Genomic DNA, 20,986 nt, shown 5'->3' with positions numbered 1-20,986 from the left:
ATTTACTCCAGGTGAAAAGCCAGGCGCAGCGCACGGGCCGCGTCGGCATGGGCCTTGCGCGCTTCGGGGATGGCGCGGCCCATCTTGATGAATTCGTGGGTCACACCCCGGTAGATGTCCATATCCACCGGCACGCCCGCCAGGCGCAGCTTGTCGGCGTAATCAATGCCTTCGTCCACCAGCGGGTCGCATTCGGCCAGGCCGATCCAGGCGGGCGCAACGCCTTCCACATCCGGCGCCAGCAGCGGGGCAAAACGCCAGTCTTCGCGCTCCTCGCGCGTGGTTACGTAATGGCCGAAGAACCAGCTGATGGCGGGCTCCTCTAGCACCAGGCCGCGTGCAAAGGTGGCGTGCGACGGCGTGTCCTGGTGCGCCGCGCAGCCGGGGTAGATCAGCAGTTGCAGCGCCAGCGGCAGGCCCGCATCGCGCGCCAGAATGGCGTTGACAGCGGCCAGCGTGCCGCCCGCGCTGTCACCGCCCACGGCCAGGCGCTGGGGGTCAGCGCCAAGGCGTTCCGCGTTGACAGCGAGCCACTGCAGCGCGTCCCAGGCATCGTTGCTGGCCGTGGGAAAGCGGTGCTCCGGCGCCAGCCGGTAGTCCAGCGACACCACCAAACAACCGGCCAGGCGCGCCAGCTCGCGGCACAGGATGTCGTGCGTGGCGATGTTGCCGATGGTGAAGCCGCCTCCGTGCGTGTACAGCAGCATGGGCAGGCCCTTGTCTGTGCTGGGTGCGTACAGCCGAGCGGGCAGCTGAGCACCGTCGCGGGCCGGGATCTGCAGGTCTTCCACCCGCGCCAGCGCAGCCTTGGGCACCTCCAGCACATCGGCACCTGCCTGGTAGGCGGTGCGTGCCTCTTGCGGCGTGCGCGTGTGCAGCGGCGGGTGCCCGGCGCGGGCCATGCGTTCGAGCACGCTGCGCATCTGCGGAGTCAGGCGGGTGTGGTGGATGTGCAGGTCAGTCAACGGTGAGGGTCTCGGTGGCAGAAAGAAAACGCCCGCGCAGCGGCGGGCTGATGGGGAGACTTACTTGAAGGTCACGCGCACGGGTGCGGCGCCTGGCAGGCCCTCATAGGTCGCTGTCACCGACAAACCCGACTTGGGCGGCAGCAGCGACGAGAACGAGCCCAGGCTGATCAGATCGCCCGGCTGCATGGCCAGGCCTTCCTGTGCCAGCGCACCGGCCAGCCACACCACGGCGTTGAGCGGGTGCTCCAGGATGTCGCTGCCCTTGCCGCCGCCCAGGCGCGCACCCGCGCCATCGGTCAACGACACGTTCATGTCGGCCAGGGCCTTGAGCATGGCAAAACGTTCGCCCCGGTACACGGGCACCGCAATGGGCGCACCGGCCACGCCCAGGCGAGCACCCACGTTGATAGCCGTCACGCCCGCACCGTTGAGCTTGGGTGGCGCCTGCACCATCAGGTCGGGCAGTTCGATGAACGGGATGATCTGGTCCACCGCGTCCAGCACGTCCATGGGGGTCTTGGCCTGGTTGATGGCAGCGCTTTTCACGCGCACCAGCATGTCGGCCTCGTACAGGGGGCGGGCACCGAATGCAGGGTCCACCGTAGCACCGCTGGCCAGCACCATGCCTTCGTAGAGCTTGCCCCACACGGGCTTGTCGGTGTTAAAGCGCTTTTGCACGGCGGGGTTGGTCAGGCCGGCCTTGTAGCCGATCACCTTGCCCATGCGCTGGGCCAGCAACGCGTTCACCTTGCCGCGTGTGCAGGCGCCATCTGCGTCGGTGAGGTTCTCGGGGTTGGCGGCCGGGGTCTTGGCCACATAGTTGGCCACCAGGTCGGCGGCCTGCGCGTCCGTGAGGCACTGGGCCTGGGCCGTTGTCACAGATGCGACGGCCAGCAGGGCCGCCATCAGGGTTTGCTTCGTTTTCACGCGTGTCTCCTCCTTATAAAGTGGGCTCAGAACCCATACCAAGGGCTGGCGGGCTATCGTAATCGCTGGCACTCCTATTCACACATCCTGTTGCACCATGGCTTTCATCTACTACGTCACCCAGATCCAGTTTGAATTCGGCGCCGTCCAACTGCTGAAGCAGGAATGCGAGCGCGTGGGCATCACCCGCCCGCTGATCGTGACAGACCCCGGCGTGAAAGCCGCTGGCGTGCTGCAAAAGGCGCTCGATGCGCTGCCCGGCATGACGGTGGCCGTGTTTGACCAGACCCCCTCCAACCCCACTGAGGCCGCTGTGCGCGCCGCCGTGGACATGTACAAGGCCCAGGGCTGCGACGGCCTGATTGCCGTGGGTGGCGGCTCCGCCATCGACTGCGCCAAGGGCATCGCAATTGCGGCCACGCACGAGGGGCCGCTGACCCACTACGCCACCATCGAAGGCGGCTCGCCGCGCATCACGGACCGCGCCGCGCCTCTGATCGCCGTGCCCACCACCAGCGGCACGGGCAGCGAGGTGGCGCGCGGCGCGATCATCATCGTGGACGACCACCGCAAGCTCGGCTTTCACTCGTGGAACCTGGTGCCCAAGACGGCCATTTGCGACCCCGAACTCACGCTGGGCCTGCCCCCCATGCTCACGGCGGCCACGGGCATGGATGCGATTGCGCACTGCATGGAAACCTTCATGTCTGCCGCGTTCAACCCACCCGCCGACGGCATTGCGCTCGATGGCCTCACGCGCGGCTGGGCAAACATCGAGCAGGCCACCAAGAATGGCAGCGACCGCGACGCACGCCTGCACATGATGAGCGCCAGCATGCAGGGCGCCATGGCCTTCCAGAAGGGCCTGGGTGCCGTGCACTCGCTCAGCCACAGCCTGGGCGGCGTGAACCCGCGCTTGCACCATGGCACGCTCAACGCCATGTTTTTGCCCGCCGTGGTGCGCTTCAACGCACAGGCAGAATCGGTGCAAAAGGACAGGCGCCTGGAGCGCATGGCCCACGCCATGGGCCTGGCCAGCGCAGGCGACATCCCCGAGGCCATCCGCGACATGAACGCCCGCCTGGGCCTGCCCACCGGCCTGGCCGCCATGGGCGTGAACGAGGCGATGTTCGACGACATCATCAAAGGCGCCATGGCCGACCATTGCCACAAGACCAACCCGCGCATTGCCACGCCCGAGGAGTACCGGGACATGTTGGCGCAATCGCTCTGACACGGTGGCCGTCCGGGCCTGGCACTGGACTTCAGCCGACCACGCAGGCCCCGGCAGCCGTGACCCGGGGTTGATCATTACAAAATGTCACAACCTCACCACAGTCGCCCACCAAGCTGCGGTGAAAAAGCAGCCCGCGCAGCACCAGCGGCTAGACTCCCCCGGTTCACCATTAATTAACGATTCATTACCTGGGACGGGGGAGAGGGCCACCGCCGATGACGCGCACCGCAAATCTCAGCACCTGGCTTCTGCGGGGCACCTACCCCCGGCTCTACATCCCCATCGTGCTGATCATCCTGCTGGTCAGTGGCGTGCGCTACCATTACCTGCTGCAGGCCGAAACCGAAGAGGTCCACCGCCATGCTACGGCCGAGCTGCGCCGAGCCAGCGACTACCTCTTGCCGCGCCTCGCGGCGGTGCCCACCGCTGATGCAGCCACCCTCAGCAGCATCCTGCAGGACGGCATCACCCACCTGGGCCCCGGCGTGCAGGCGCTCCGATGGGTGCCCTCCGAGTCGGCCCAGCAACCCGCGTTGCCTGCCGCCGAGGTACACGCACCCATCCCCACCGCCCCGACAGCCCCGGCCTGGTTCGCCCGCTGGCTGGACATCCCCCAGCCCCTGCAGCAATCCGCCCAGCGCCTGGCCGACGGCACCCCTGGCCGCCTGAGCATCGCGCTGCAAACCCAGCCGCTGGTGGACCGCGTCTGGGGCACGGTGATCGTCCAGGCCCGTATCTCGGCGCTCAATATCTTCACCATCCTGTTCCTGCTCACCCTGCTGCTGCGCGCCAATGCGCGCATGTTGCGGCGGCTGGCACAGGCCACCGATGCGTTCCGCCAGGGCTACCTGGGCACCCGCATGGAGGTGACCGGTACCCTCGAATCCCGGGCCATGGCCGAGGCGTTCAACGACATGGCGGGCAAGGTCCAGTCGCTGGTGCTGTCGCTGCACGAAACCCAGCGCCAGCAAAGCGAGCAACTGCATTTCACGCGGCAGCTGATCGACGCCCTGCCCCTGCCCGTGTTTGTGCGCGATGCCGACGGCACCTATGTGGACACCAACCGTGCGTGGCAGCGGCTCTTCCAGGCGCAGGTGGACCCGACGGGTACCCACCACGCCTCCAACGTGCCCGAGGCCCTGGCGCCCGAACACTCGGCCCAGGTCGCCAACGCGCAGGACAACGTGGTCGCCATCCACCCCCTCCACCCCGCCCACCAGCCGCCGCTGTACATGGCGTACTACGAAGCGCCCTTCACCAGCACCAGCGGTGCGCTGGCGGGCACCATCGGCACCCTGGTGGACGTGACCGAACGCAAGCGCGCCCAAGAAGCCCTGCAGGCCGAAAAAGAACGCGCCGAAGTCACCCTCGCCTCCATCGGCGACGGGGTCATCACCACCGACTTGGCGGGACGCATCGACACCCTCAACGAGGCCGCGCAGCTCATGACCGGCTTCACGGCCGAGCAGGCCGTGGGCCGGCAGCTGGACGATGTGTTCCGCCTGTACGAAGAGCCCGCCAGCCGCAACGCCAGCACGGCCGCTGAGCGCGACAGCCAGCCCGGTATGCTGCAGCAGGCCACCCACGAGGTGCTGATCCACCGCTCGGGCGAGCGCTACGCCATCGAATACACCGCCTCGCCCATCCGCCAGCACAACGGCCTGGCCGTGGGCTGCGTGCTGGTGTTTCGCGATGTGACCGAAGCCCGCAACCTGCGCCACCAGATCTCCTGGCACGCCCGGCACGACCCGCTGACCGGGCTCTACAACCGCACTGCCCTGGCCGAGCGCCTCACGCACGCCCTGTTCGTGGCCCGCAACAAGGGCCTGCTGCTGGCCGTATGCATGCTGGACCTGGACCATTTCCAGGCCGTGAACGATGCGTTCGGCAACCGTGTGGGCGACCGCCTGCTCAAGGAAACCGCCCGGCGCCTGGGGGCCTTCATCACCCCCAGCGACGCCGTGGCCCGCATGGGCGGCGACGAATTCGTGCTGCTGCTGGGCGAACAGCCCGACATCCCGGCCATCGAAGCCCGCCTGGCTGTGCTCATGGACCAACTGGCCGCGCCCTATGCCATCGACAACCACGAGGTGAACACCACTGTCAGCATTGGTGTGGCCGTGTTCCCGCACGACAACGCCAGTCCCGACACCCTGCTGCGCCACGCCGACCAGGCCATGTGCCAGGCCAAGAGCTTCGGCCGCAACCAGCTGCATGTGTTCGACGTGCAGCACGACCACGCCGTGCAGACCCAGCACACCCGCCAGACCCGCGTGGCCCAGGCCCTGCACGCGGGCGAGCTGGTGCTGCACTACCAGCCCAAGGTCAACCTGCGCACCGGCGAGATCATCGGACTGGAGGCCCTGCTGCGCTGGCAGCACCCGCAGGAAGGCCTGCTGGGCCCGCAACACCTGCTGCCCCTGGTGGAAGACACCGACCTGCAGGTCGAGCTGGGCGAATGGGTGCTGCGCCAGGCCCTGGCCCAGATGCGGCAGTGGACAGACGCGGGCATGCTGTGGGAGGTCAGCGTCAACATCGCCGCACCCCACTTCCACCGGCCCAACTTCGTGCCGCGCCTCAAGGACATCCTGCACACATGCCTGGAGGTGTCCCCCACCCGGCTGGAGCTGGAGATCCTCGAATCCGCCGCGCTGGAAGACATGCAGTACATGCGCAGCATGATGCAAAGCTGCCAGGCCCTGGGCGTGCGATTTGCGCTGGACGACTTCGGCACCGGCTACTCGTCGCTGTCCTACCTCAAGCGCCTGCCCGCCGAGACGATCAAGATCGACCAGTCCTTCGTGCGCGGGATTCTGGAGGACGGCGACGACCTCACCCTCGTCCAGGCCATCGTGGCCCTGGCCGCCGCCTTCCACCGCCATGTGGTGGCCGAAGGCGTGGAAACTGCCGAACATGCGGCCCGGCTGCTGGAGCTGGGCTGCGAGCGGGCACAGGGCTACGGCATCGCGCGGCCCATGCCCGCCCACGAGGTGCTGGGCTGGGCACGCGACCATGCGGCCCGCCACGCCGCCCGGGCGGTGCAGAACGCGGCCGAGCGGCGCCCTGCGTCGGCTTGATGGCCAGGGCGACGAACAGGCCAGGCAGCGCTCACCCCACGTTCAAACCACGTTCACCCCGCCTAAAGCGGATGCACGGCCCCCATGTCAGGCCGCTGCAACCACTCGGCCCATTCATCCGCCAGTTGCTGGCTGGCGCTGGTGGCGCCCAGCCAAGCCTGGGCACGGGCGCGGCTGTCCGTGCCGTAGTGGGTGAAGTCCTTGCGATCGGGCAGCTTGGCGTTGGGCAACGCGCGAACCCAGTCGGGGCTGGGCGACAGCACCACCATGTTGTCCAGCGCCGGGGTGGCCCGGTGGCGCCACTTCAGGCCCTTGTCCAGCCAGCCCGGCACCACCCGGTGCTGAAAGTGCGGATACAGCACGATGTCCGCAAAACCCGGGCGCACACCTGCCGCCATGGTTTGCGCACCCTCGCTTTTCAAGGTTTTTAGGCCGTCTGCGCTCGTCCCTATTGCCTTTTTAGCTATCAAATTAGAAGCATCCGAGCCTCCCCGGCCATAGGCCAGATGCAGGTGGTAGTCGGTGATGCCGCCATCCCAGTACGCCCCGGGCGGCGCCCCCGGAATGTTGTGCACGGCCTGCAGCACAAAAGGGATGGAGCAGCTGGCCTGCAGCGCGGCCATGAAATTGGCCGAACTGAGCCGCACCTGCCGCGTGCGGTAGTCCGATGTGCCAAACGGCAGGGCCGCACAGGCCGCCCCCGGCACCGATTCATCGTGCGACGAGAACACCACCCGCTCCAGCCAGGCGCCCATGGCCTTGCGGTGGACGGTGTTCGTCAGAAAGGCGCCCAGATAGCCCAGCGGCGTTGCCACGCCATGCTCGCGCCCCAGCAGGTGCCGCCCCCGCGACGTGATGATGTGCAGGCGATAGCGCGGGTGGCTCAGCACCTCATCCACCCGCCCGCCATAAAACGCATCCAGGTTGCGCCCAAACCGCTCGCTCACATGGGCCGCCGTGGGGCGCTTCTTGCCCGGGGGCAGCTCATAGTCCTGGTGGATGTAGTCATGCTCCAGCCGCTCGAACGCCGCCACCGATTGCTGCAGACAGGCGGTGGCCATCCGCCACGCGCCAATCGATGCGCCCACCAGATGCACGGGCTGGTCCGACCGTGGCAGCCACTCCCCAAAAATGAACCGGTCCAGCGGCCCCAGGATCAGCCCCTTGGGCCCCCCTGCGGCAGCAGGGATCACGCCCACATCGCCGGGCTGCAGGCCGTTGCGTTCAAGGTGTTGTCGGGCGCGGGGGCCGGCGTGGATGCGCAGTGCTTTCATGGCGGCGATTGTCGCAAAGCAGCACGCTGCGGACTGTCGCCAAGCTGCGCAGGCCCCAGGGGCCTACACCACAAAATCCGCCACTTCCGGCTTCGCTGTCCAGTCGATGGGGTCCTGTTGCAGCACCATGTCAATATCCAGGCCCAGGGTCAGCCCCACCTCGCCGGGGAAGGACACAGCCAGCTCTTTCTCGCCCAGCTCGGCCTCGCGGGCACGCGCTCGCCAGGCGGCCAGGTGGATCACGCCCGCGAGGGGCTCATAGGCTTTGTTGTCGAACGGCGCGCTCTGGTACTGCAGGGCGTCGATCACCACCTCAGGCAGTTGCCAGCGGCGCGCGCAGCCGGCCGTGACATGGCCGTAGCTGTAGCCAAAGATGCGCTGCTCGATCTTGTCGCGGCGCAGGTCAAAGGGTGCCACCAGGGTGTTGACCGACTGCGCCTTCTCCGGGTCGGCAAGGTGGATCACCAGCTCGCCCACCGCGTGCAGCAAGCCCGCCGTGTAGGCCGCAATCTGGTTTTGGTGCACGATGCCCGCCAGGGAACGGGCCAGCTTGGCGGTGTTGAGGCTGTAACGCCAGAACTGCTGCATGTTCACCCCTGGCACCGAGCGCGAAGTGGTGCCCAGCGGCGCCGACGACACCAGCGTGCGCAACTGGGCTATGCCCAGCAGCGCCAGCGCCTCGGGGATGCCTGCGATCTGGCGCGGCAACTGGAAGGTGGGGGAATTGGCCAGCTCCAGCAGGCGCGCGGCCAGGGCCGGGTCGGTGCCAAACAGCTGGTTCAGGCGGCGCAGGCTGGGTTCGCTCTGGGCCAGTTCGCTCATCAGCAGCGCCACGGCGCGCGGCAGGCTGGGCAGTGCCACAGGTTGGGCCAGCAGTGCGTTCAACTCCATGGGACAGGGCACCTGTTGTGGTGGGGGTGCTGGCGATTATGGCCCCCCGCAGGGCCCCACCGCCAGCCCGCAGTTACCGGCCCTTGGCCTGTTGCAACTTCGCAAATGCCGAGGCCATGGCCGACGGCTGGGCCGCCTCGTTGCCACGGCGCGGCGGCTGGGCATAACCCCGGCCTGCACCTTCAAAACGGTTGTCGCGCGGTCCCCAGTCGCGGTCACCCTGCTGGCGCGGCGCGGCGTCCAGCTTCATCGACAGGCCGATGCGCTTGCGCTCCACATCCACTTCCATGACCTTGACCTTGACGATGTCGCCGGTCTTGACCACCTCGCGCGCGTCGTTCACAAACTTGTGCGCCAGCTGGCTCACATGCACCAGGCCGTCCTGGTGCACGCCCAGGTCCACAAAGGCGCCAAACTGGGCCACGTTGCTCACCGTACCCTCCAGCACCATGCCTTCCTTCAGGTCCTTGATGTCTTCCACGCCATCGTTGAAGCGCGCCACCTTGAAGTCGGGGCGTGGGTCGCGGCCGGGCTTTTCCAGTTCGGCCAGGATGTCCTTGACGGTGATCACGCCAAATTTATCGTTGGCAAACAACTCGGGCTTCAGGGTCTTGAGCATGTCGGCGCGGCCCATGATCTCGGCCACCGGCTTGCCCGTCTTTTCCATGATCTGCTCGACCACGGGGTAGGTTTCGGGGTGCACGCCTGTCATGTCCAGCGGGTTCTCGCCGCCGCGAATGCGCAAGAAGCCCGCGCTCTGCTCGAAGGTCTTGGCGCCCAGGCCCGCCACGTCCATCAGCTGCTTGCGGCTCTTGAACGCACCATTGGCCTCGCGCCAGCGCACCACGGCCTTGGCCACGCTGCCAGACAGGCCCGACACGCGGCTGAGCAGCGGCACGCTGGCCGTGTTCAGGTCCACACCCACGGAGTTCACGCAGTCTTCCACCACCGTGCCCAGGGTGCGTGCCAGCTCGCTCTGGTTCACGTCGTGCTGGTACTGGCCCACGCCGATGCTCTTGGGGTCAATCTTCACCAGCTCGGCCAGCGGGTCCTGCAGGCGGCGGGCGATGGAGGCGGCGCCGCGCAGGCTCACGTCCACGTCGGGCATCTCTTGCGATGCGTATTCGCTGGCGGAGTACACCGAGGCGCCCGCCTCGCTCACCACCACCTTCTCAATGGTGCGGTCGGCCTTGGCGGCCATCTTGATCAAGTCAGCGGCCAGCTTGTCTGTCTCGCGGCTGGCCGTGCCGTTGCCAATCGCGATCAGGTTCACGCCGTGCTTTTCCACCAGCTTGGCCAGGGTGAACAGCGAACCGTCCCAGTCGCGCTTGGGCTCGTGCGGGTACACCGTGGCCGTCTCCACCAGCTTGCCCGTGGCGTCCACCACGGCCACCTTCACGCCGGTACGGATGCCGGGGTCCAGGCCCATCACCACGCGCGGGCCGGCCGGAGCGGCCAGCAGCAGGTCGCGCAGGTTGTCGGCAAACACCTTGATCGCCACCTTCTCGGCCTCGTCGCGCAGGCGGGCAAACAGGTCGCGCTCGGTCGAGAGGCTCAGCTTCACGCGCCAGGTCCAGGCCACACATTTGCGGATCAGATCATCGGCCTTGCGGCCTGCATGGCTCCAGTCCAGGTGCAGCGCGATCTTGCCCTCAGCCAAGCTGGGTTTTCCCGGCTCGGGCTCCACGGGCAGCACCAGCTTGGCTTCGAGGATTTCAAGGCCTCGACCCCGAAACACCGCCAGCGCACGGTGCGAAGGCACGCGGCCAATGGGCTCGTCGTAGTCAAAGTAATCGCGGAACTTGGAGACCTCAGGGTCGTTCTCGTTCTTGCTCTCCACCTTCTTGCTGCGCAGCAGGCCTTCGGCCCAAAGCCATTCGCGCAGGTTCTGCACCAGGGCCGGGTCTTCGGCCCAGCGCTCGCTCAGGATGTCGCGCACGCCATCCAGCACGGCGGACACGGTCGAGAAATCAGCGCCCGGCTTGCCGTCATCCAGCACTTCAGGCGGTTTCGTGAACGCTGCGGCTTCCACCGCAGGGTCCAGCGTGGGGTCGGCAAACAGCTTGTCGGCCAGTGGCTCAATGCCGAACTCGCGCGCAATCTGGCCCTTGGTGCGGCGCTTTTGCTTGAACGGCAGGTAGATGTCTTCCAGCTCCTGCTTCGTTGGAGCGGCGGCAATTGCGGCACGCAGCGCGTCGGTCAGCTTGCCCTGCTCGTCGATGGCCTTGAGCACGGCCACGCGGCGGTCTTCCAGCTCGCGCAGGTACGACAGGCGCGCCTCCAGCTCGCGCAGCTGGATGTCGTCCAGCCCGCCCGTCACCTCCTTGCGGTAGCGCGCGATGAAGGGCACCGTGGCCCCTCCATCCAGCAACTCCACCGCTGCGCGCACCTGGGATTCACTGACTTTGATTTCTGCGGCCAACTGCCGAACGATCTGCTGCATGGGGGAAAACTCTCTCAGACGCGGTCTAACGATAGGAACAAAAGGCGAAGCGCGGGAGTTTGCCACAGGCGGTTTGGCCATTCCCCGGCCCTCAGCGGCCGGATCGTCGATTGTTCTCAATACCGGAACAGTTAGTTTGCGACTGGGTAGTTTTTCCGTGAACACCATCGGCGTACAGTTCACCCCATCGATGAGCCGAACCCGCAAGGCGACTCACCGAACCGGTTCAGGAATGGTTTTTGACCCGGCTTTTTTGAGACGCTTTTTAGCTTTTAAGGATTTTCATCATGAACAAGACCGCCCGTTTCCTCTCCATCGCTGCTGTTGCTGCTTTCGCCTCGTTTGGCGCCCATGCTGACGAAGCCGATGGCTCGCAATTCGCCCTGAAGTTCGACACGAACCGCACCCGCGCTGAAGTGCAAGCCGAAGCCGTAGTGGAAGCCAAGACCCACAGCATGGAACCCGCAGGCTCGCGTGTGGTGACCTACAAGTCCAACGCCGACCGCGCTGCAGTGCGTGCCCAGGCTGCCGAAGCCGTGCGCACGGGCCAGATCCCCCACGGCGAATTCAGCGCCATGTAATTGGTAGACCAACTGCTTGAGTTGGATTGAAGCAGTTGCGGGACTTCCCATGGCGGTGGCACTTTGCATTTGCGGGTGCTGCTGCCATGGGGAGTGTTAACTGAACCGCAGGGGCGGGCAGGCAGATCGGGCTCCCTTTGGGAGCCCTTTTTGTTTGTGGAGCGCGCAGCGCTTTCGCGCCTTCTTAAAATGGTGGACCGCTCTCGCACGCTCCATGCCCCTCCCCTCCTTCCCCATCCGCACCGAATGCCCCCCTGGCACCTGCGTCTGCGACCGGGATGCGTTGCTGCAGGCACCCAGTGGAGATGTGCGCATCCTGATGCTCACGCGCACCGAAGAGAAAAAGATGCTGGACCGGCTCGAAAACCTGGCCAGCCTGGCGGACCTGCGCAAGATGCAGGAGCGCATGGAGCAGCAGTTGGGCATTCGCCTGTCGATCACCCAAAGCCCGCACGAGGTGCGCAGCCTGCGGGGCATTGCGATCCTGGTGCATGAGCAGCCGGGGCTGTGCCGCAAGACGCGGCAGGCCATTCCGGCGGCCATCAAGAAGAGCATGGATGCGCAGCCGCAGATCACGTTTGACCTGCTGGACGAGGGTGGGTTGTTTGGCGGTTTGTAGCGGGCCCACTGGCTACGCCGCCCTCCCCCGGCCCCATGGCTGATTGACTGCGCATGCAAGATGATCTTTTTGGCGACACGTTGCCCAAGCCCTCAGCGGAGGGTGCTGCAGCGCAGGCGCCTGTCTCTCAGCACACGGCCAAAAAGGAAGATCCCCCTGCGCGGCGCACGCGGTCTGGAACGGTGGCGCCTGTCGTTCCCGACGATGCGTTGAAAACCCTGGCAGCCGCCCTGCCTGCGCAGTTGCGGCTGGGCACGTCGTCGTGGACCTACCCGGGATGGAAAGGGCTGGTGTGGGAGGGCGAGCATTCCGACGCACAGCTCTCCAAGCAAGGTTTGGCCGTGTATGCGCAGCACCCGCTGATGCGCACGGTGAGCATTGACCGCAGCTTTTACCGCCCGCTCACGGTGAGCCAGTTTGAGCACTATGCGTCGCAGGTGCCCGACGACTTCCGGTTTGTGGTGAAGGCGCCCAGCGTGGTGACGGATGCGCTGGTGCGCAGCGAGGACGGCCGGGGCCGCCAGCCCAACCCGGCGTTCTTGAGCCCCGAGCTGGCGCGCAGCGAGTGTGTGGAGCCCGCGCTGCAGGGCCTGGGGCACAAGCTGGGCGCGCTGGTGTTCCAGCTCAGCCCCCTGCCGCTGGCGCAGCTGGACCGCCTGCCGCTGCTGCTGGAGCGCCTGCGCACCATGCTGCTCGCCCTGCCCGCCCTCGCGCCCACGGCGCCCGATGGGGTGATTGCGGTGGAAGTGCGCGACCCCGAATGGCTGACCCCGGACTTTGCCGCCGTGCTGCGCGAAGCTGGCGCCACCTACTGCCTGGGCCTGCACGCCAAGATGCCGCCGCTGCAGGCCCAGCTGCCCATGCTGCGCGCGCTGTGGCCTGGCCCCCTGGTGTGCCGCTGGAACCTGAACCCGGTGCATGGCCCCTATGGCTATGAAGATGCCGAGCGGCTGTACGAGCCCTACGACCGCCTGCACCACCCGGACCTGGAGACGCGGGCGGCGCTGGCGGCAGTGATTGCGGGCATCACGGGCCGGGGGCAAAACGCGCTGGTGACCATCAGCAACCATGCCGAGGGCTGCGCGCCGCTGACGGTGCGGGGGGTGGCGGAAGAGGTCGTGAAGCTGGGGGCGCGGTAGGACTGCCAGCTGCGCGGGTTCGGAGCCCAAACGCGGCTTACCGATTCGCACTCACTGATTCAACACCGTTCGGGCTGAGCCCGTCGAAGCCCTGCGCCGCGCTTTGACAGTCTCCGCCCGAACGGTTTTTGCGCCTGCTCAGTGAGCGCAAAGACACGTCACGAGCCGTCACGAGGTGCCAGCGCATCACGCAGCCGCCAGCTCGATCCGGTTGCGCCCGCCCTGCTTGGCGCGGTACATGGCGCGGTCGGCGCGGCGCACCAGCTCTTCGGGCAACTGGTCGCGCTGGGGCTGCAGGCTGGCCACGCCAAAGCTCACGGTGACGATGCCGTGGGGCGCGCCTTCGTGGGGCAGCGCCAGTTGGTGGATGGCCTCTTGCACATGGCGCGCCACCTCGGCGGCGGCAGCCAGGTCGGAGCCGGGCAGCAGCACCACAAACTCTTCGCCACCAAAACGTGCGGCCAGTTCGCCCTCGCGCCGCGCACCCACCTGCGCCAGGGTGGTGGCCAGGGTGCGCAGGCAGGCGTCCCCCGCCAGGTGGCCATAGTGGTCGTTGAAGTGCTTGAACACGTCCACATCCAGCAGGATGAGCGCCAGCGGCGCAGCAGCGCGCTGGGCCCGCGCCCATTCGCGCGCCAGGGCGTCGTCGAAATGGCGACGGTTGGCAATGCCGGTGAGGCCGTCGGTGTTGCTCAGCAGCTCCAGGCGGTGGTTGACCTGGGCCAGGGCCTGGGTGCGCTCGGCCACCAGTGCCTCCAGCTCGCGGTTGCGCTGGCGCAGCTCTTCGATGGGGTAGACCTCGTCGCCCTGGGCGGTGCCGTAGGGGATGGAGACACTTACATGCACGATCTTCCAGTCACCTGATTCCTGGCCCGCACCGGCCTCGCGCCGGAACAGCACGACCTTGCGTGCGGTTTCGCGGGCAAACAGGGCGTCGGGGATGGGCAGGTGGATGTGGAAGAAGGCGGTGGCGGCCAGCAGGTCATCGCCCAGCTCCTGGGTGAACAGGTCCAGCATCTCGATCACGATGGGCTGGGGCACCTGCAAAAAATCCTGCCGCGTGGTCTCGATCCACTCGGCGCGGGTCTTCACCAGCCTGTCGCTGCTGCCCGAAAAGCCGCTGAAGTTGTCGCTGAAGCGGTCCAGCAGCCGCAGGTCGCGCGCGGCGTACATCGCGATGTACTCATCAAAGAGCATGCGGGTGAGTCGCTCGCGTTCCGGTGACATAGGCGGGTTCCTGTGGGGCAGCAGGGAATGGTGCGGACAATCAGCAGTATGTGTAGGGCCAGACGCTCTGACGAATGTAGCACCGCAAATGCCGAGCGTGCAGCCTGGTTTGCGAACATGCCAATGCCACGCCAATATGGAGAGAGGCACGGGGCGCCCAGGCCTTGCAGGCCTCACCCGCATGGCAAACAATGCGAAACAGGCCTATGCCACACCGCCCCGCCCATGCCCCATTCTTCGTTGCTGCACTACCAGCACCAGCACTCGACACAGACGCTGCAGCAGGGCCTGGACGAGTACTTTGCAGCCCACCCCAGTTCGTTGCGGGGCGGCGATCTGTCAGCTGAGGCGCAGCTGTTTTTTCGATGCCATGACACGGTGCACGTGCTCTACAGCTGCAGCACGAGCCTGCCCGACGAAGCAGTGGTCAAAATCGCCAGCCTGCGCGGCACCACCGAGGGGCTGGCCGTGCTCAAGGGATATGCGCTGCACGAGTCGCGTGCGATCTATGGACAACTGCACGCCACCGACGTGCTGCGCAACCTGGGCGCCACGCTCTGGGCCGTGCCGCGCACCTGGTGGCGTTGTTCCCGGCAAACCCTGCGCTGGCCATGGACCTCCCCGCCCGAGTACCTGGACATGCCCTTGGCGGCCCTGCGCGCCCGGTATGGAATCCGGGTGAGCCACGTTGACAGCACTGCAGACGATTGAGCAATGCCGTCCGGGGTTGTCTACTCGTCGTGCGCAAACAGAGGCAAGGTACCGCCGAGGCAGGCCCCTTCGATACCCAACATGCGCATCTTGGTGGCCGCACCGCCACCGGCCGAGAAGCCGCCCGTCCGGCCATTGGCGGCCAGGATGCGGTGGCAAGGCACCACGGGCGCAAACGGGTTGTGGCCCAGCGCCTGGCCCACGGCGCGGGCGGCGCCGGGCTCGCCCAGGGCTGCGGCCATTTCGCCATAGGTCATGGTCTTGCCCGGTGGAATGCGGCGGGCCAAGGCATACACGCGGGCGTTGAAGGGCGGCACGGTGTCGAGGGCCAGGGGCACGTCACACAGGTCGTCGTGCGCCCCTTGTAGCAGGGCCGCCACGCGCGCAGCCCACGCTGCCACCGGCGGTGGCATCGTGCATTCGGCCAGTTGTGGAAACCGCCGCTGCATGCGGGCGCGCGTCTGGGCCTCGCCCGCGTCCTCGGGCAGTTGCACGCCCACCAGCAGTGCCCCGTGCCAGGCCATGCCGCAGTGGCCGATGGCCGTGGGGAACAGGGCGTAGCCGCTGGCTGCGCCCTGTTCCCCGGGGGCGGTGAGTGCCTGCAATGACATACGCTATATATTTAATAGCAACAAAAGCATATGGATAGAGCGGAGAGCGCCTATTCAGCCCTCAAAGCCGCACGCAGCTGCGCGCCTACCTCGGGCTTGCCCACAAATGGGTCGGTGGGGTTGCGGCCCAGCATGACGTCTTCCATGCGCGTCTGCACCGAGGCGATGGCCTTGGGATGGCTGTAGATATAGAACTGGCCCTGGGCGGCGGCGTCGAACACCTTTTGCGCCACCTCGGCGGCGGTCACCTTGCCGCTGCCCACGGCCTTGTCGCTCATGGCCTGGCCGATGAGCTGGCTCTTGGTGGGCTTGTCGGCGACCATGTCCTGCGGGCGGTTGCGGTGGCTCTGGCTGATGCCGGTGGGCACAAAGAAGGGACACAGCACGCTGGCCGTGACCTGGTCGGTAACCAGCGACAGGTCTTGGTGCAGTGTTTCGGACAGCGCCACCACTGCATGCTTGCTCACGTTGTAGATGCCCATGTTGGGCGCATTGAGCAGCCCGGCCATGCTGGCGGTGTTGATGATGTGGCCGCGCCAGGCGGGGTCGGCCTTGGCTGCGGCCAGCATCATGGGCGTGAACAGGCGCACGCCATGCACCACGCCCCACAGGTTCACGCCCAGCACCCATTCCCAGTCCTTGACCGAGTTCTCCCACACCAGGCCGCCCGCGCCCACGCCGGCGTTGTTGAACACGAGGTGCGGTGCACCAAAGCGCTGCTCCACATCGGCGGCCAGCTGCTCCATCTGCGCAGCGTTCGATACATCCACCTTGCGCGCCAGCACCTGCACGCCTGCGGCCTGCGCCTCAGCGGCTGCGGCGTCGAGTGCGTCTTGCTGCACATCGACCAGCACCAGGTTCATGCCCAGGCGGGCGCCAATGCGCGCGCATTCGAGGCCAAAGCCCGAGCCTGCGCCGGTGAGGACGGCGGTTTTGCCGGCAAAGTTGTCGATCATGTTTTTTGTCTCCTTGAAATTGTTGGCATTTACAGCGTTGGTCAAAACTGGCGAGTCCCAGGCCAGAGACGCCGAGCAAGGGCCGCCCCGCAGCAAGGGCTTCGTCCCCCTTCCCGAATTGCGTCAGCAAGTCGAGAGAAGGGGGAAGCGGCGCAGCCGCTCAGGGGGATGCTCTCAAAACATAGCCAATGCGGGGGAAATGCACATGCACCGTGCCCGCACGCGGGTCGGTGCGGCGCAGGGTGTAGCGGGTGCGGGTGGCGGCGATCAGCTCGCCCTCGGTGGGTTCGGTGCCAAAGCTCTCGGCGGCAATGGCCACCTGGCTGCCCAGCGGGATGCCGTGCTCGTCCTGGAACAGGTCGCCCATCAGGGGCAGCGGGTCCATGCCCGCAGCCACGGTGATGGCGTCCTGCGCGCTGAATTTCTCCATGCGGCCATGGCCCAGGGCGGCCATGCGGTCCATCCACTCCAGCACGGCGGGCGTGGCGGCAAAGATGTCGGCCATCACTGGCACGCACTGGCGCGTGAACCACAGCGGGTGGTAGGCCGCGAAGTCGGCCAGGCAGGGCTCGGCACCAAACAGAAAGTCGTGCTCCTCGGCCATGTGCGCAATGCGGCGCAGGTACGAGCGGTAGGCGGCCGTGGCGTCGGCCGGGCGCAGGCGCTGCATGCCCGCGCTCATCTCGCGGCGGTCTTCACCAAAGGCCTGGGCAGCAGCGGGTGGCAGGTTGGCAAACATGGCCGCGGCGCCCCTGGGCTGCAGGTTGTAGGCCATGGCGGCCCAGAACAGCGTGGTGTCGGCCCACTGCGCAAACACGCGCGACACGCCCTTGAGGTGGGGTGGGTAGAGCACCGGCTCGGGCTGCTCATGCTCCAGCACATCGCAGATCAAGGCGGAGTCGCAATAGATGTCGGCGCCGATCTGCAAGAACGGCGTCTTGCGGTAGCCGCCCGTGAGCGCTACCACATCGGGCTTGGGCATGATGCTGGGGATGATCACGGACTTCCAGGCCAGCTGCTTGTAGCCCAGCGCGAGCCGGATTTTTTCGGAGAACGGGGACGAGGGGTAGTGGTGCAGGATGAGGTGGGACATCATGGGTCTCCGCAAAATTCTGTGAGGTGAATCAGGCCGGAAGCGCGCGGGCCAGGATGGCATCCAGGTCCACACCCGCACCGAGCGTGCCAAAGCTGTAGCCCCAGTCGCCACCCAGGCGCGAATCGCAGAACGCGCTGAACACGGCGCCGGGCGCGCTGCGGTACAGCAGCGCGGCCTGCACGGCCAGGGCCACGTCCTGCGCCAGGCGGCGGGCCTCGGCTTCGGTGGTCATGGCGTCCACGCGCAGCGGTAGTGCGCCGGCCATGCGGTCGAGCGCCCGATGGGCGCCGCGTGCGGGTGCCAGTTCGGCGTCCAAAGCGGCGGCGGTATCGGCGCGGCGCACGGCGCGCAGCAGATCCAGCGCCATGATGTTGCCCGCGCCTTCCCAGATGGAGTTGAGCGGCATCTCGCGGTAGATGCGGGCCATGGTGCCTTCGCCGCCCTCTTCCACATAGCCGTTGCCGCCCAGGCATTCCATGGCCTCTTGCGCAAACGCGCTGCCGCGCTTGCACACCCAGAACTTGGCCACGGGTGTGAGCAGGCGGGCCATGACGGCCTCGTGCTCACTCTTGTCTTTGCGGTCAAAAGCGCTGGCAAGCCTTATGGATAGAGCGGTGGCCGCTTCGCTTTCCAGAGCCAGATCGGCCAGCACGTTGCGCATCAGCGGCTGCTTGATGAGCTTCTTGCCAAACGCCGAGCGCTGGCGCGTGTGGTGCAGCGCAATGCTCAGCGCCTGGCGCATGAGACCGCTGGTGCCCAGCGCGCAGTCAAGGCGCGTCATGGTGCCCATCTCCAGGATCTGCGCCACGCCGCGCCCCTCCTCGCCCACGCGCCAGGCCGTGGCGCCGATGAACTCGACCTCGGAGCTGGCATTGGCGTGGTTGCCCAACTTGTCTTTCAGGCGCTGGATGCGGATCGCATTGACCGTGTCATCTGGCAGCACACGCGGCAGGAAAAAGCAGGTGAGCCCGCCGGGCGCTTGCGCAAGGATCAGGAAAGCATCGCACATGGGTGCCGAGAAGAACCACTTGTGCCCGGCAATGCGGTAGCGCGCGCCCCAGGCGTCCTCGCCATCGGGCACGGCCTGGGTGGTGTTGGCACGCACGTCCGATCCGCCCTGCTTCTCGGTCATGCCCATGCCCATGGTGAGCGCGGATTTTTGCGAGAACAGCGCCAGGCGCGGGTCGTACTGCGTGCTCGCCAAACCCTTGCTCCAATCCGCCCATACCGCCGAATTGCCGCGCAATGCCGGGGTCACGGCGTAGCTCATCGACACAGGGCACAGCACCGAGGGTTCGGCTTCAGTGAACAGCATGAAGCCTGCGGCCCGCTCGATGTGTGCATGGCCCGTGTCCTGGCGCGACCACGGCGTGGCATGCAGGCCGTGGCGCAGCGCGGCGCCGATGAGCGCGTGGTAGCTGGGGTGGAACTCCACCACATCGGCGCGATGACCGAAGCGATCGTGTGTGCGCAGCTGCGGCTTGTAGGTGTTGGCCAGGCGCGCATGGGCCTGCATCTCTGCCGAGCCCATCTCCGCACCCAGCGCCGTCAGGCCCTCCAACGGCAGGCCGGGGGCATGCAGGCGCAGCGCGTCCTGCAGTGGCTGGTTGGTGGTGAACAGGTTCACATCGGCCCAGGGCGTGCTCTGGTTGAACACTTCATGGGTGGTGGCAAGGCTGGCAGCGGTCATGGCGGCTCCTCAGGCGGCGGGGTGGTCACCCCGTCTCAGCATTTCGACGTGGGGGATGTCGTCTTCCAGGTATTCGTCGGACACGGCCTCAAAACCCAGGCTGCCGTAGAAGCCCTGCAGATGGGCCTGCGCGCTGATGCGAATGCCCCGGCCGGGCCAGGCCTGGGTGCAGCGGGCAATGCCCTCCTGCATCAACGCCCGGCCCGTACCGTTGCCACGCGCTTCCTTGGCGGTGACCACGCGGCCGATGGAGGGCTCGGGGTAGTTCACGCCTGGGTCCACCACGCGCAGGCAGGCTTGCAGCACGCCCGCCTCGTCGTAGCCCAGCAGGTGATGTGATTGCTTGTCCGCCCCGTCCGGGTCCTGGTAGGGGCCCTGCTCCAGGATGAAGACCTTGCAGCGCAGCGCCAGCGCGTCGTGCAGGGCGTGCACACCGAGGTCGTCGAAGCGGGCCCAAAGCCAACGCAGCGCCATCAGATCAGCTTCACCAGTTGCTTGCCGAAGTTCTTGCCCTTGAGCAGGCCCAGGAAGGCCTCAGGCGCAGCGGCAATGCCGTGGGCAATGGTCTCGCGCGGGCGCAGCTTGCCGGTGCCGACCAGAGTGCCCAGCTCCTTGAGCGCCTCGGGCCAGACCTCCATGTGTTCGCTCACGATGAAGCCTTCGACCTTCATGCGGTTGATGAGCATGAGCGCGGGGTTGGCCATGGGCAGCGGCGCGCCGTCGTAGCCAGCGATCATGCCGCACAGGGCAATGCGGCTGAAGGCGTTCATGCGCAGCATCACGGCGTCCATGATCCAGCCGCCCACGTTCTCGAAGTAGCCGTCGATGCCGTTGGGGCAGGCTTCCTTCAGGGCCTTGGACATCGCTTTGACGTCGCTGTGCTGCTTGTAGTCGATGCAGGCGTCAAAGCCCAGCTCGTCCACGGCGTACTTGCACTTGTCGGCACCGCCTGCAATGCCCACCGCGCGGCAGCCGCGCGCCTTGGCCAGAGCGGCAAAGGCGCTGCCCACGGCGCCGGTGGCAGCGCTCACCACCACGGTGTCGCCCGCCTTGGGCGCAATGATCTTGACCAGGCCGTACCAGGCCGTCACGCCCGGCATGCCCACGGCGCCCAGGTAGTGCGACAGCGGCACATGGGTCGTATCGACCTTGCGCAGCGCACCGGGCTGCTCGGCATTGACCACGCTGTACTCCTGCCAGCCGCCCATGCCCACCACCTTGTCGCCCACCGCGTACTTGGGGTGCTTGCTCTCGGCCACCTCACCGACGGTGCCACCGATCATGACTTCGCCCAGCGCCTGCGACGCCGCGTAGCTCTTGCTCTCGTTCATGCGGCCGCGCATGTAGGGGTCCAGGCTCAGGAAATGGTGGCGCACCAGCACTTCGCCGTCCTTGAGTTCGGGGGTGTCCGCCACCACCAGCTTGAAGTTGCTGGCCACGGCCTCGCCGTGGGGACGGTTGTCGAGAACGATTTGTTGGTTGCGTGGCATGAGAGGCTCCTTCGGAATGAAATCACTATCAATTTAATAGCTAAAAGCG

Annotated in this window: 18 protein-coding genes; 6 read left to right on the top strand and 12 right to left on the bottom strand. The window is 66.8% G+C overall.

The genetic code is table 11. The annotated features are described in order from the left end of the window. Positions 1-2: 2 nt before the first annotated feature. Complete coding sequence (locus tag CBY09_RS18385; protein WP_094291014.1) at positions 3-965, bottom strand: alpha/beta hydrolase; 963 nt, start codon at positions 963-965, stop codon at positions 3-5. Positions 966-1,025: 60 nt separating this feature from the next. Further along, positions 1,026-1,895, bottom strand: coding sequence for a 2-keto-4-pentenoate hydratase (locus CBY09_RS18380; protein ID WP_094291013.1), 870 nt, complete (start codon positions 1,893-1,895; stop codon positions 1,026-1,028). A 97-nt stretch (positions 1,896-1,992) separates the two neighbouring features. Here CBY09_RS18380 and CBY09_RS18375 point away from each other — a divergent pair, with 97 nt between their 5' ends. Next, positions 1,993-3,129, top strand: a complete 1,137-nt coding sequence (locus tag CBY09_RS18375) for an iron-containing alcohol dehydrogenase (protein WP_094291012.1) — start codon at positions 1,993-1,995, stop codon at positions 3,127-3,129. 218 nt (positions 3,130-3,347) lie between these two features. Further along, a complete protein-coding gene (locus tag CBY09_RS18370) occupies positions 3,348-6,209 on the top strand; it encodes a bifunctional diguanylate cyclase/phosphodiesterase (protein ID WP_094291011.1) in 2,862 nt (953 codons plus the stop codon). Positions 6,210-6,271: 62 nt separating this feature from the next. Here the strand turns inward: CBY09_RS18370 and CBY09_RS18365 are convergent, their stop codons facing one another. The 3 genes from CBY09_RS18365 to CBY09_RS18355 form a co-directional block, all read right to left on the bottom strand. Continuing rightward, positions 6,272-7,483 carry a patatin-like phospholipase family protein gene (locus tag CBY09_RS18365; RefSeq protein WP_094291010.1) on the bottom strand — a complete coding sequence of 404 codons (1,212 nt, stop codon included), beginning with the start codon at positions 7,481-7,483 and terminating at the stop codon, positions 6,272-6,274. Positions 7,484-7,546: 63 nt separating this feature from the next. Further along, complete coding sequence (locus tag CBY09_RS18360) at positions 7,547-8,374, bottom strand: HDOD domain-containing protein (RefSeq protein ID WP_094291009.1); 828 nt, start codon at positions 8,372-8,374, stop codon at positions 7,547-7,549. Positions 8,375-8,447: 73 nt separating this feature from the next. After that, positions 8,448-10,817: a Tex family protein gene (locus CBY09_RS18355; protein WP_094291008.1), complete on the bottom strand. Its 2,370-nt coding sequence runs from the start codon at positions 10,815-10,817 to the stop codon at positions 8,448-8,450. A 287-nt stretch (positions 10,818-11,104) separates the two neighbouring features. On the opposite strand from CBY09_RS18355, the gene CBY09_RS18350 reads away from it, so the two are divergent. The 3 genes from CBY09_RS18350 (at position 11,105) to CBY09_RS18340 (ending at position 13,156) form a co-directional block, all read left to right on the top strand. Further along, complete coding sequence (locus CBY09_RS18350; protein ID WP_094291007.1) at positions 11,105-11,398, top strand: DUF4148 domain-containing protein; 294 nt, start codon at positions 11,105-11,107, stop codon at positions 11,396-11,398. 214 nt (positions 11,399-11,612) lie between these two features. Beyond that, positions 11,613-12,017 carry a hypothetical protein gene (locus CBY09_RS18345; protein WP_094291006.1) on the top strand — a complete coding sequence of 135 codons (405 nt, stop codon included), beginning with the start codon at positions 11,613-11,615 and terminating at the stop codon, positions 12,015-12,017. Between the two features lie 53 nt (positions 12,018-12,070). Further along, the gene (locus tag CBY09_RS18340) at positions 12,071-13,156 is read left to right on the top strand and encodes a DUF72 domain-containing protein (protein ID WP_094291005.1); all 1,086 of its coding nucleotides are present in this window, start codon (positions 12,071-12,073) and stop codon (positions 13,154-13,156) included. Between the two features lie 186 nt (positions 13,157-13,342). On the opposite strand, the gene CBY09_RS18335 is transcribed toward CBY09_RS18340, so the two are convergent. Next, on the bottom strand, positions 13,343-14,383 hold the full coding sequence (locus CBY09_RS18335) for a GGDEF domain-containing protein (protein ID WP_094291004.1): 1,041 nt from the start codon (positions 14,381-14,383) through the stop codon (positions 13,343-13,345). A gap of 225 nt (positions 14,384-14,608) precedes the next feature. On the opposite strand from CBY09_RS18335, the gene CBY09_RS18330 reads away from it, so the two are divergent. After that, positions 14,609-15,094 carry a hypothetical protein gene (locus CBY09_RS18330; protein WP_133066303.1) on the top strand — a complete coding sequence of 162 codons (486 nt, stop codon included), beginning with the start codon at positions 14,609-14,611 and terminating at the stop codon, positions 15,092-15,094. A 20-nt stretch (positions 15,095-15,114) separates the two neighbouring features. Here the strand turns inward: CBY09_RS18330 and CBY09_RS18325 are convergent, their stop codons facing one another. From CBY09_RS18325 to CBY09_RS18300, 6 genes are all read right to left on the bottom strand, one after another. Further along, entirely contained in the window at positions 15,115-15,705 is a 591-nt protein-coding gene (locus CBY09_RS18325) for a methylated-DNA--[protein]-cysteine S-methyltransferase (RefSeq protein ID WP_094291002.1), read from the bottom strand. 50 nt (positions 15,706-15,755) lie between these two features. After that, the gene (locus tag CBY09_RS18320; RefSeq protein ID WP_094291229.1) at positions 15,756-16,661 is read right to left on the bottom strand and encodes an SDR family oxidoreductase; all 906 of its coding nucleotides are present in this window, start codon (positions 16,659-16,661) and stop codon (positions 15,756-15,758) included. A gap of 160 nt (positions 16,662-16,821) precedes the next feature. Beyond that, a complete protein-coding gene (locus tag CBY09_RS18315; protein WP_094291228.1) occupies positions 16,822-17,754 on the bottom strand; it encodes a glutathione S-transferase family protein in 933 nt (310 codons plus the stop codon). A 31-nt stretch (positions 17,755-17,785) separates the two neighbouring features. After that, entirely contained in the window at positions 17,786-19,447 is a 1,662-nt protein-coding gene (locus CBY09_RS18310) for an isovaleryl-CoA dehydrogenase (protein WP_094291001.1), read from the bottom strand. 9 nt (positions 19,448-19,456) lie between these two features. Further along, a complete protein-coding gene (locus tag CBY09_RS18305) occupies positions 19,457-19,921 on the bottom strand; it encodes a GNAT family N-acetyltransferase (RefSeq protein ID WP_094291000.1) in 465 nt (154 codons plus the stop codon). Then, entirely contained in the window at positions 19,921-20,937 is a 1,017-nt protein-coding gene (locus CBY09_RS18300; RefSeq protein ID WP_094290999.1) for an NADP-dependent oxidoreductase, read from the bottom strand. The genes CBY09_RS18305 and CBY09_RS18300 overlap by 1 nt, the downstream gene beginning before the upstream one ends. Positions 20,938-20,986: the final 49 nt, after the last annotated feature.

This window comes from Acidovorax kalamii, from assembly GCF_002245625.1.
Lineage (GTDB): Bacteria > Pseudomonadota > Gammaproteobacteria > Burkholderiales > Burkholderiaceae_C > Acidovorax > Acidovorax kalamii.
Note: the sequence above shows the minus strand (reverse complement) of the source record. Positions and strands in the feature narration are given on the sequence as shown.

Excerpts from the sequence above, each read along its gene's own strand:
- CBY09_RS18375 (WP_094291012.1), top strand. The coding sequence starts at position 1,993 with ATGGCTTTCATCTACTACGTCACCCAGATCCAGTTTGAATTCGGCGCC.
- CBY09_RS18370 (WP_094291011.1), top strand. The coding sequence starts at position 3,348 with ATGACGCGCACCGCAAATCTCAGCACCTGGCTTCTGCGGGGCACCTAC.
- CBY09_RS18365 (WP_094291010.1), bottom strand. The coding sequence starts at position 7,483 with ATGAAAGCACTGCGCATCCACGCCGGCCCCCGCGCCCGACAACACCTT.
- CBY09_RS18360 (WP_094291009.1), bottom strand. The coding sequence starts at position 8,374 with ATGGAGTTGAACGCACTGCTGGCCCAACCTGTGGCACTGCCCAGCCTG.
- CBY09_RS18355 (WP_094291008.1), bottom strand. The coding sequence starts at position 10,817 with ATGCAGCAGATCGTTCGGCAGTTGGCCGCAGAAATCAAAGTCAGTGAA.
- CBY09_RS18350 (WP_094291007.1), top strand. The coding sequence starts at position 11,105 with ATGAACAAGACCGCCCGTTTCCTCTCCATCGCTGCTGTTGCTGCTTTC.
- CBY09_RS18345 (WP_094291006.1), top strand. The coding sequence starts at position 11,613 with ATGCCCCTCCCCTCCTTCCCCATCCGCACCGAATGCCCCCCTGGCACC.
- CBY09_RS18340 (WP_094291005.1), top strand. The coding sequence starts at position 12,071 with ATGCAAGATGATCTTTTTGGCGACACGTTGCCCAAGCCCTCAGCGGAG.
- CBY09_RS18335 (WP_094291004.1), bottom strand. The coding sequence starts at position 14,383 with ATGTCACCGGAACGCGAGCGACTCACCCGCATGCTCTTTGATGAGTAC.
- CBY09_RS18330 (WP_133066303.1), top strand. The coding sequence starts at position 14,609 with ATGCCCCATTCTTCGTTGCTGCACTACCAGCACCAGCACTCGACACAG.
- CBY09_RS18325 (WP_094291002.1), bottom strand. The coding sequence starts at position 15,705 with ATGTCATTGCAGGCACTCACCGCCCCCGGGGAACAGGGCGCAGCCAGC.
- CBY09_RS18320 (WP_094291229.1), bottom strand. The coding sequence starts at position 16,661 with ATGATCGACAACTTTGCCGGCAAAACCGCCGTCCTCACCGGCGCAGGC.
- CBY09_RS18315 (WP_094291228.1), bottom strand. The coding sequence starts at position 17,754 with ATGTCCCACCTCATCCTGCACCACTACCCCTCGTCCCCGTTCTCCGAA.
- CBY09_RS18310 (WP_094291001.1), bottom strand. The coding sequence starts at position 19,447 with ATGACCGCTGCCAGCCTTGCCACCACCCATGAAGTGTTCAACCAGAGC.
- CBY09_RS18305 (WP_094291000.1), bottom strand. The coding sequence starts at position 19,921 with ATGGCGCTGCGTTGGCTTTGGGCCCGCTTCGACGACCTCGGTGTGCAC.
- CBY09_RS18300 (WP_094290999.1), bottom strand. The coding sequence starts at position 20,937 with ATGCCACGCAACCAACAAATCGTTCTCGACAACCGTCCCCACGGCGAG.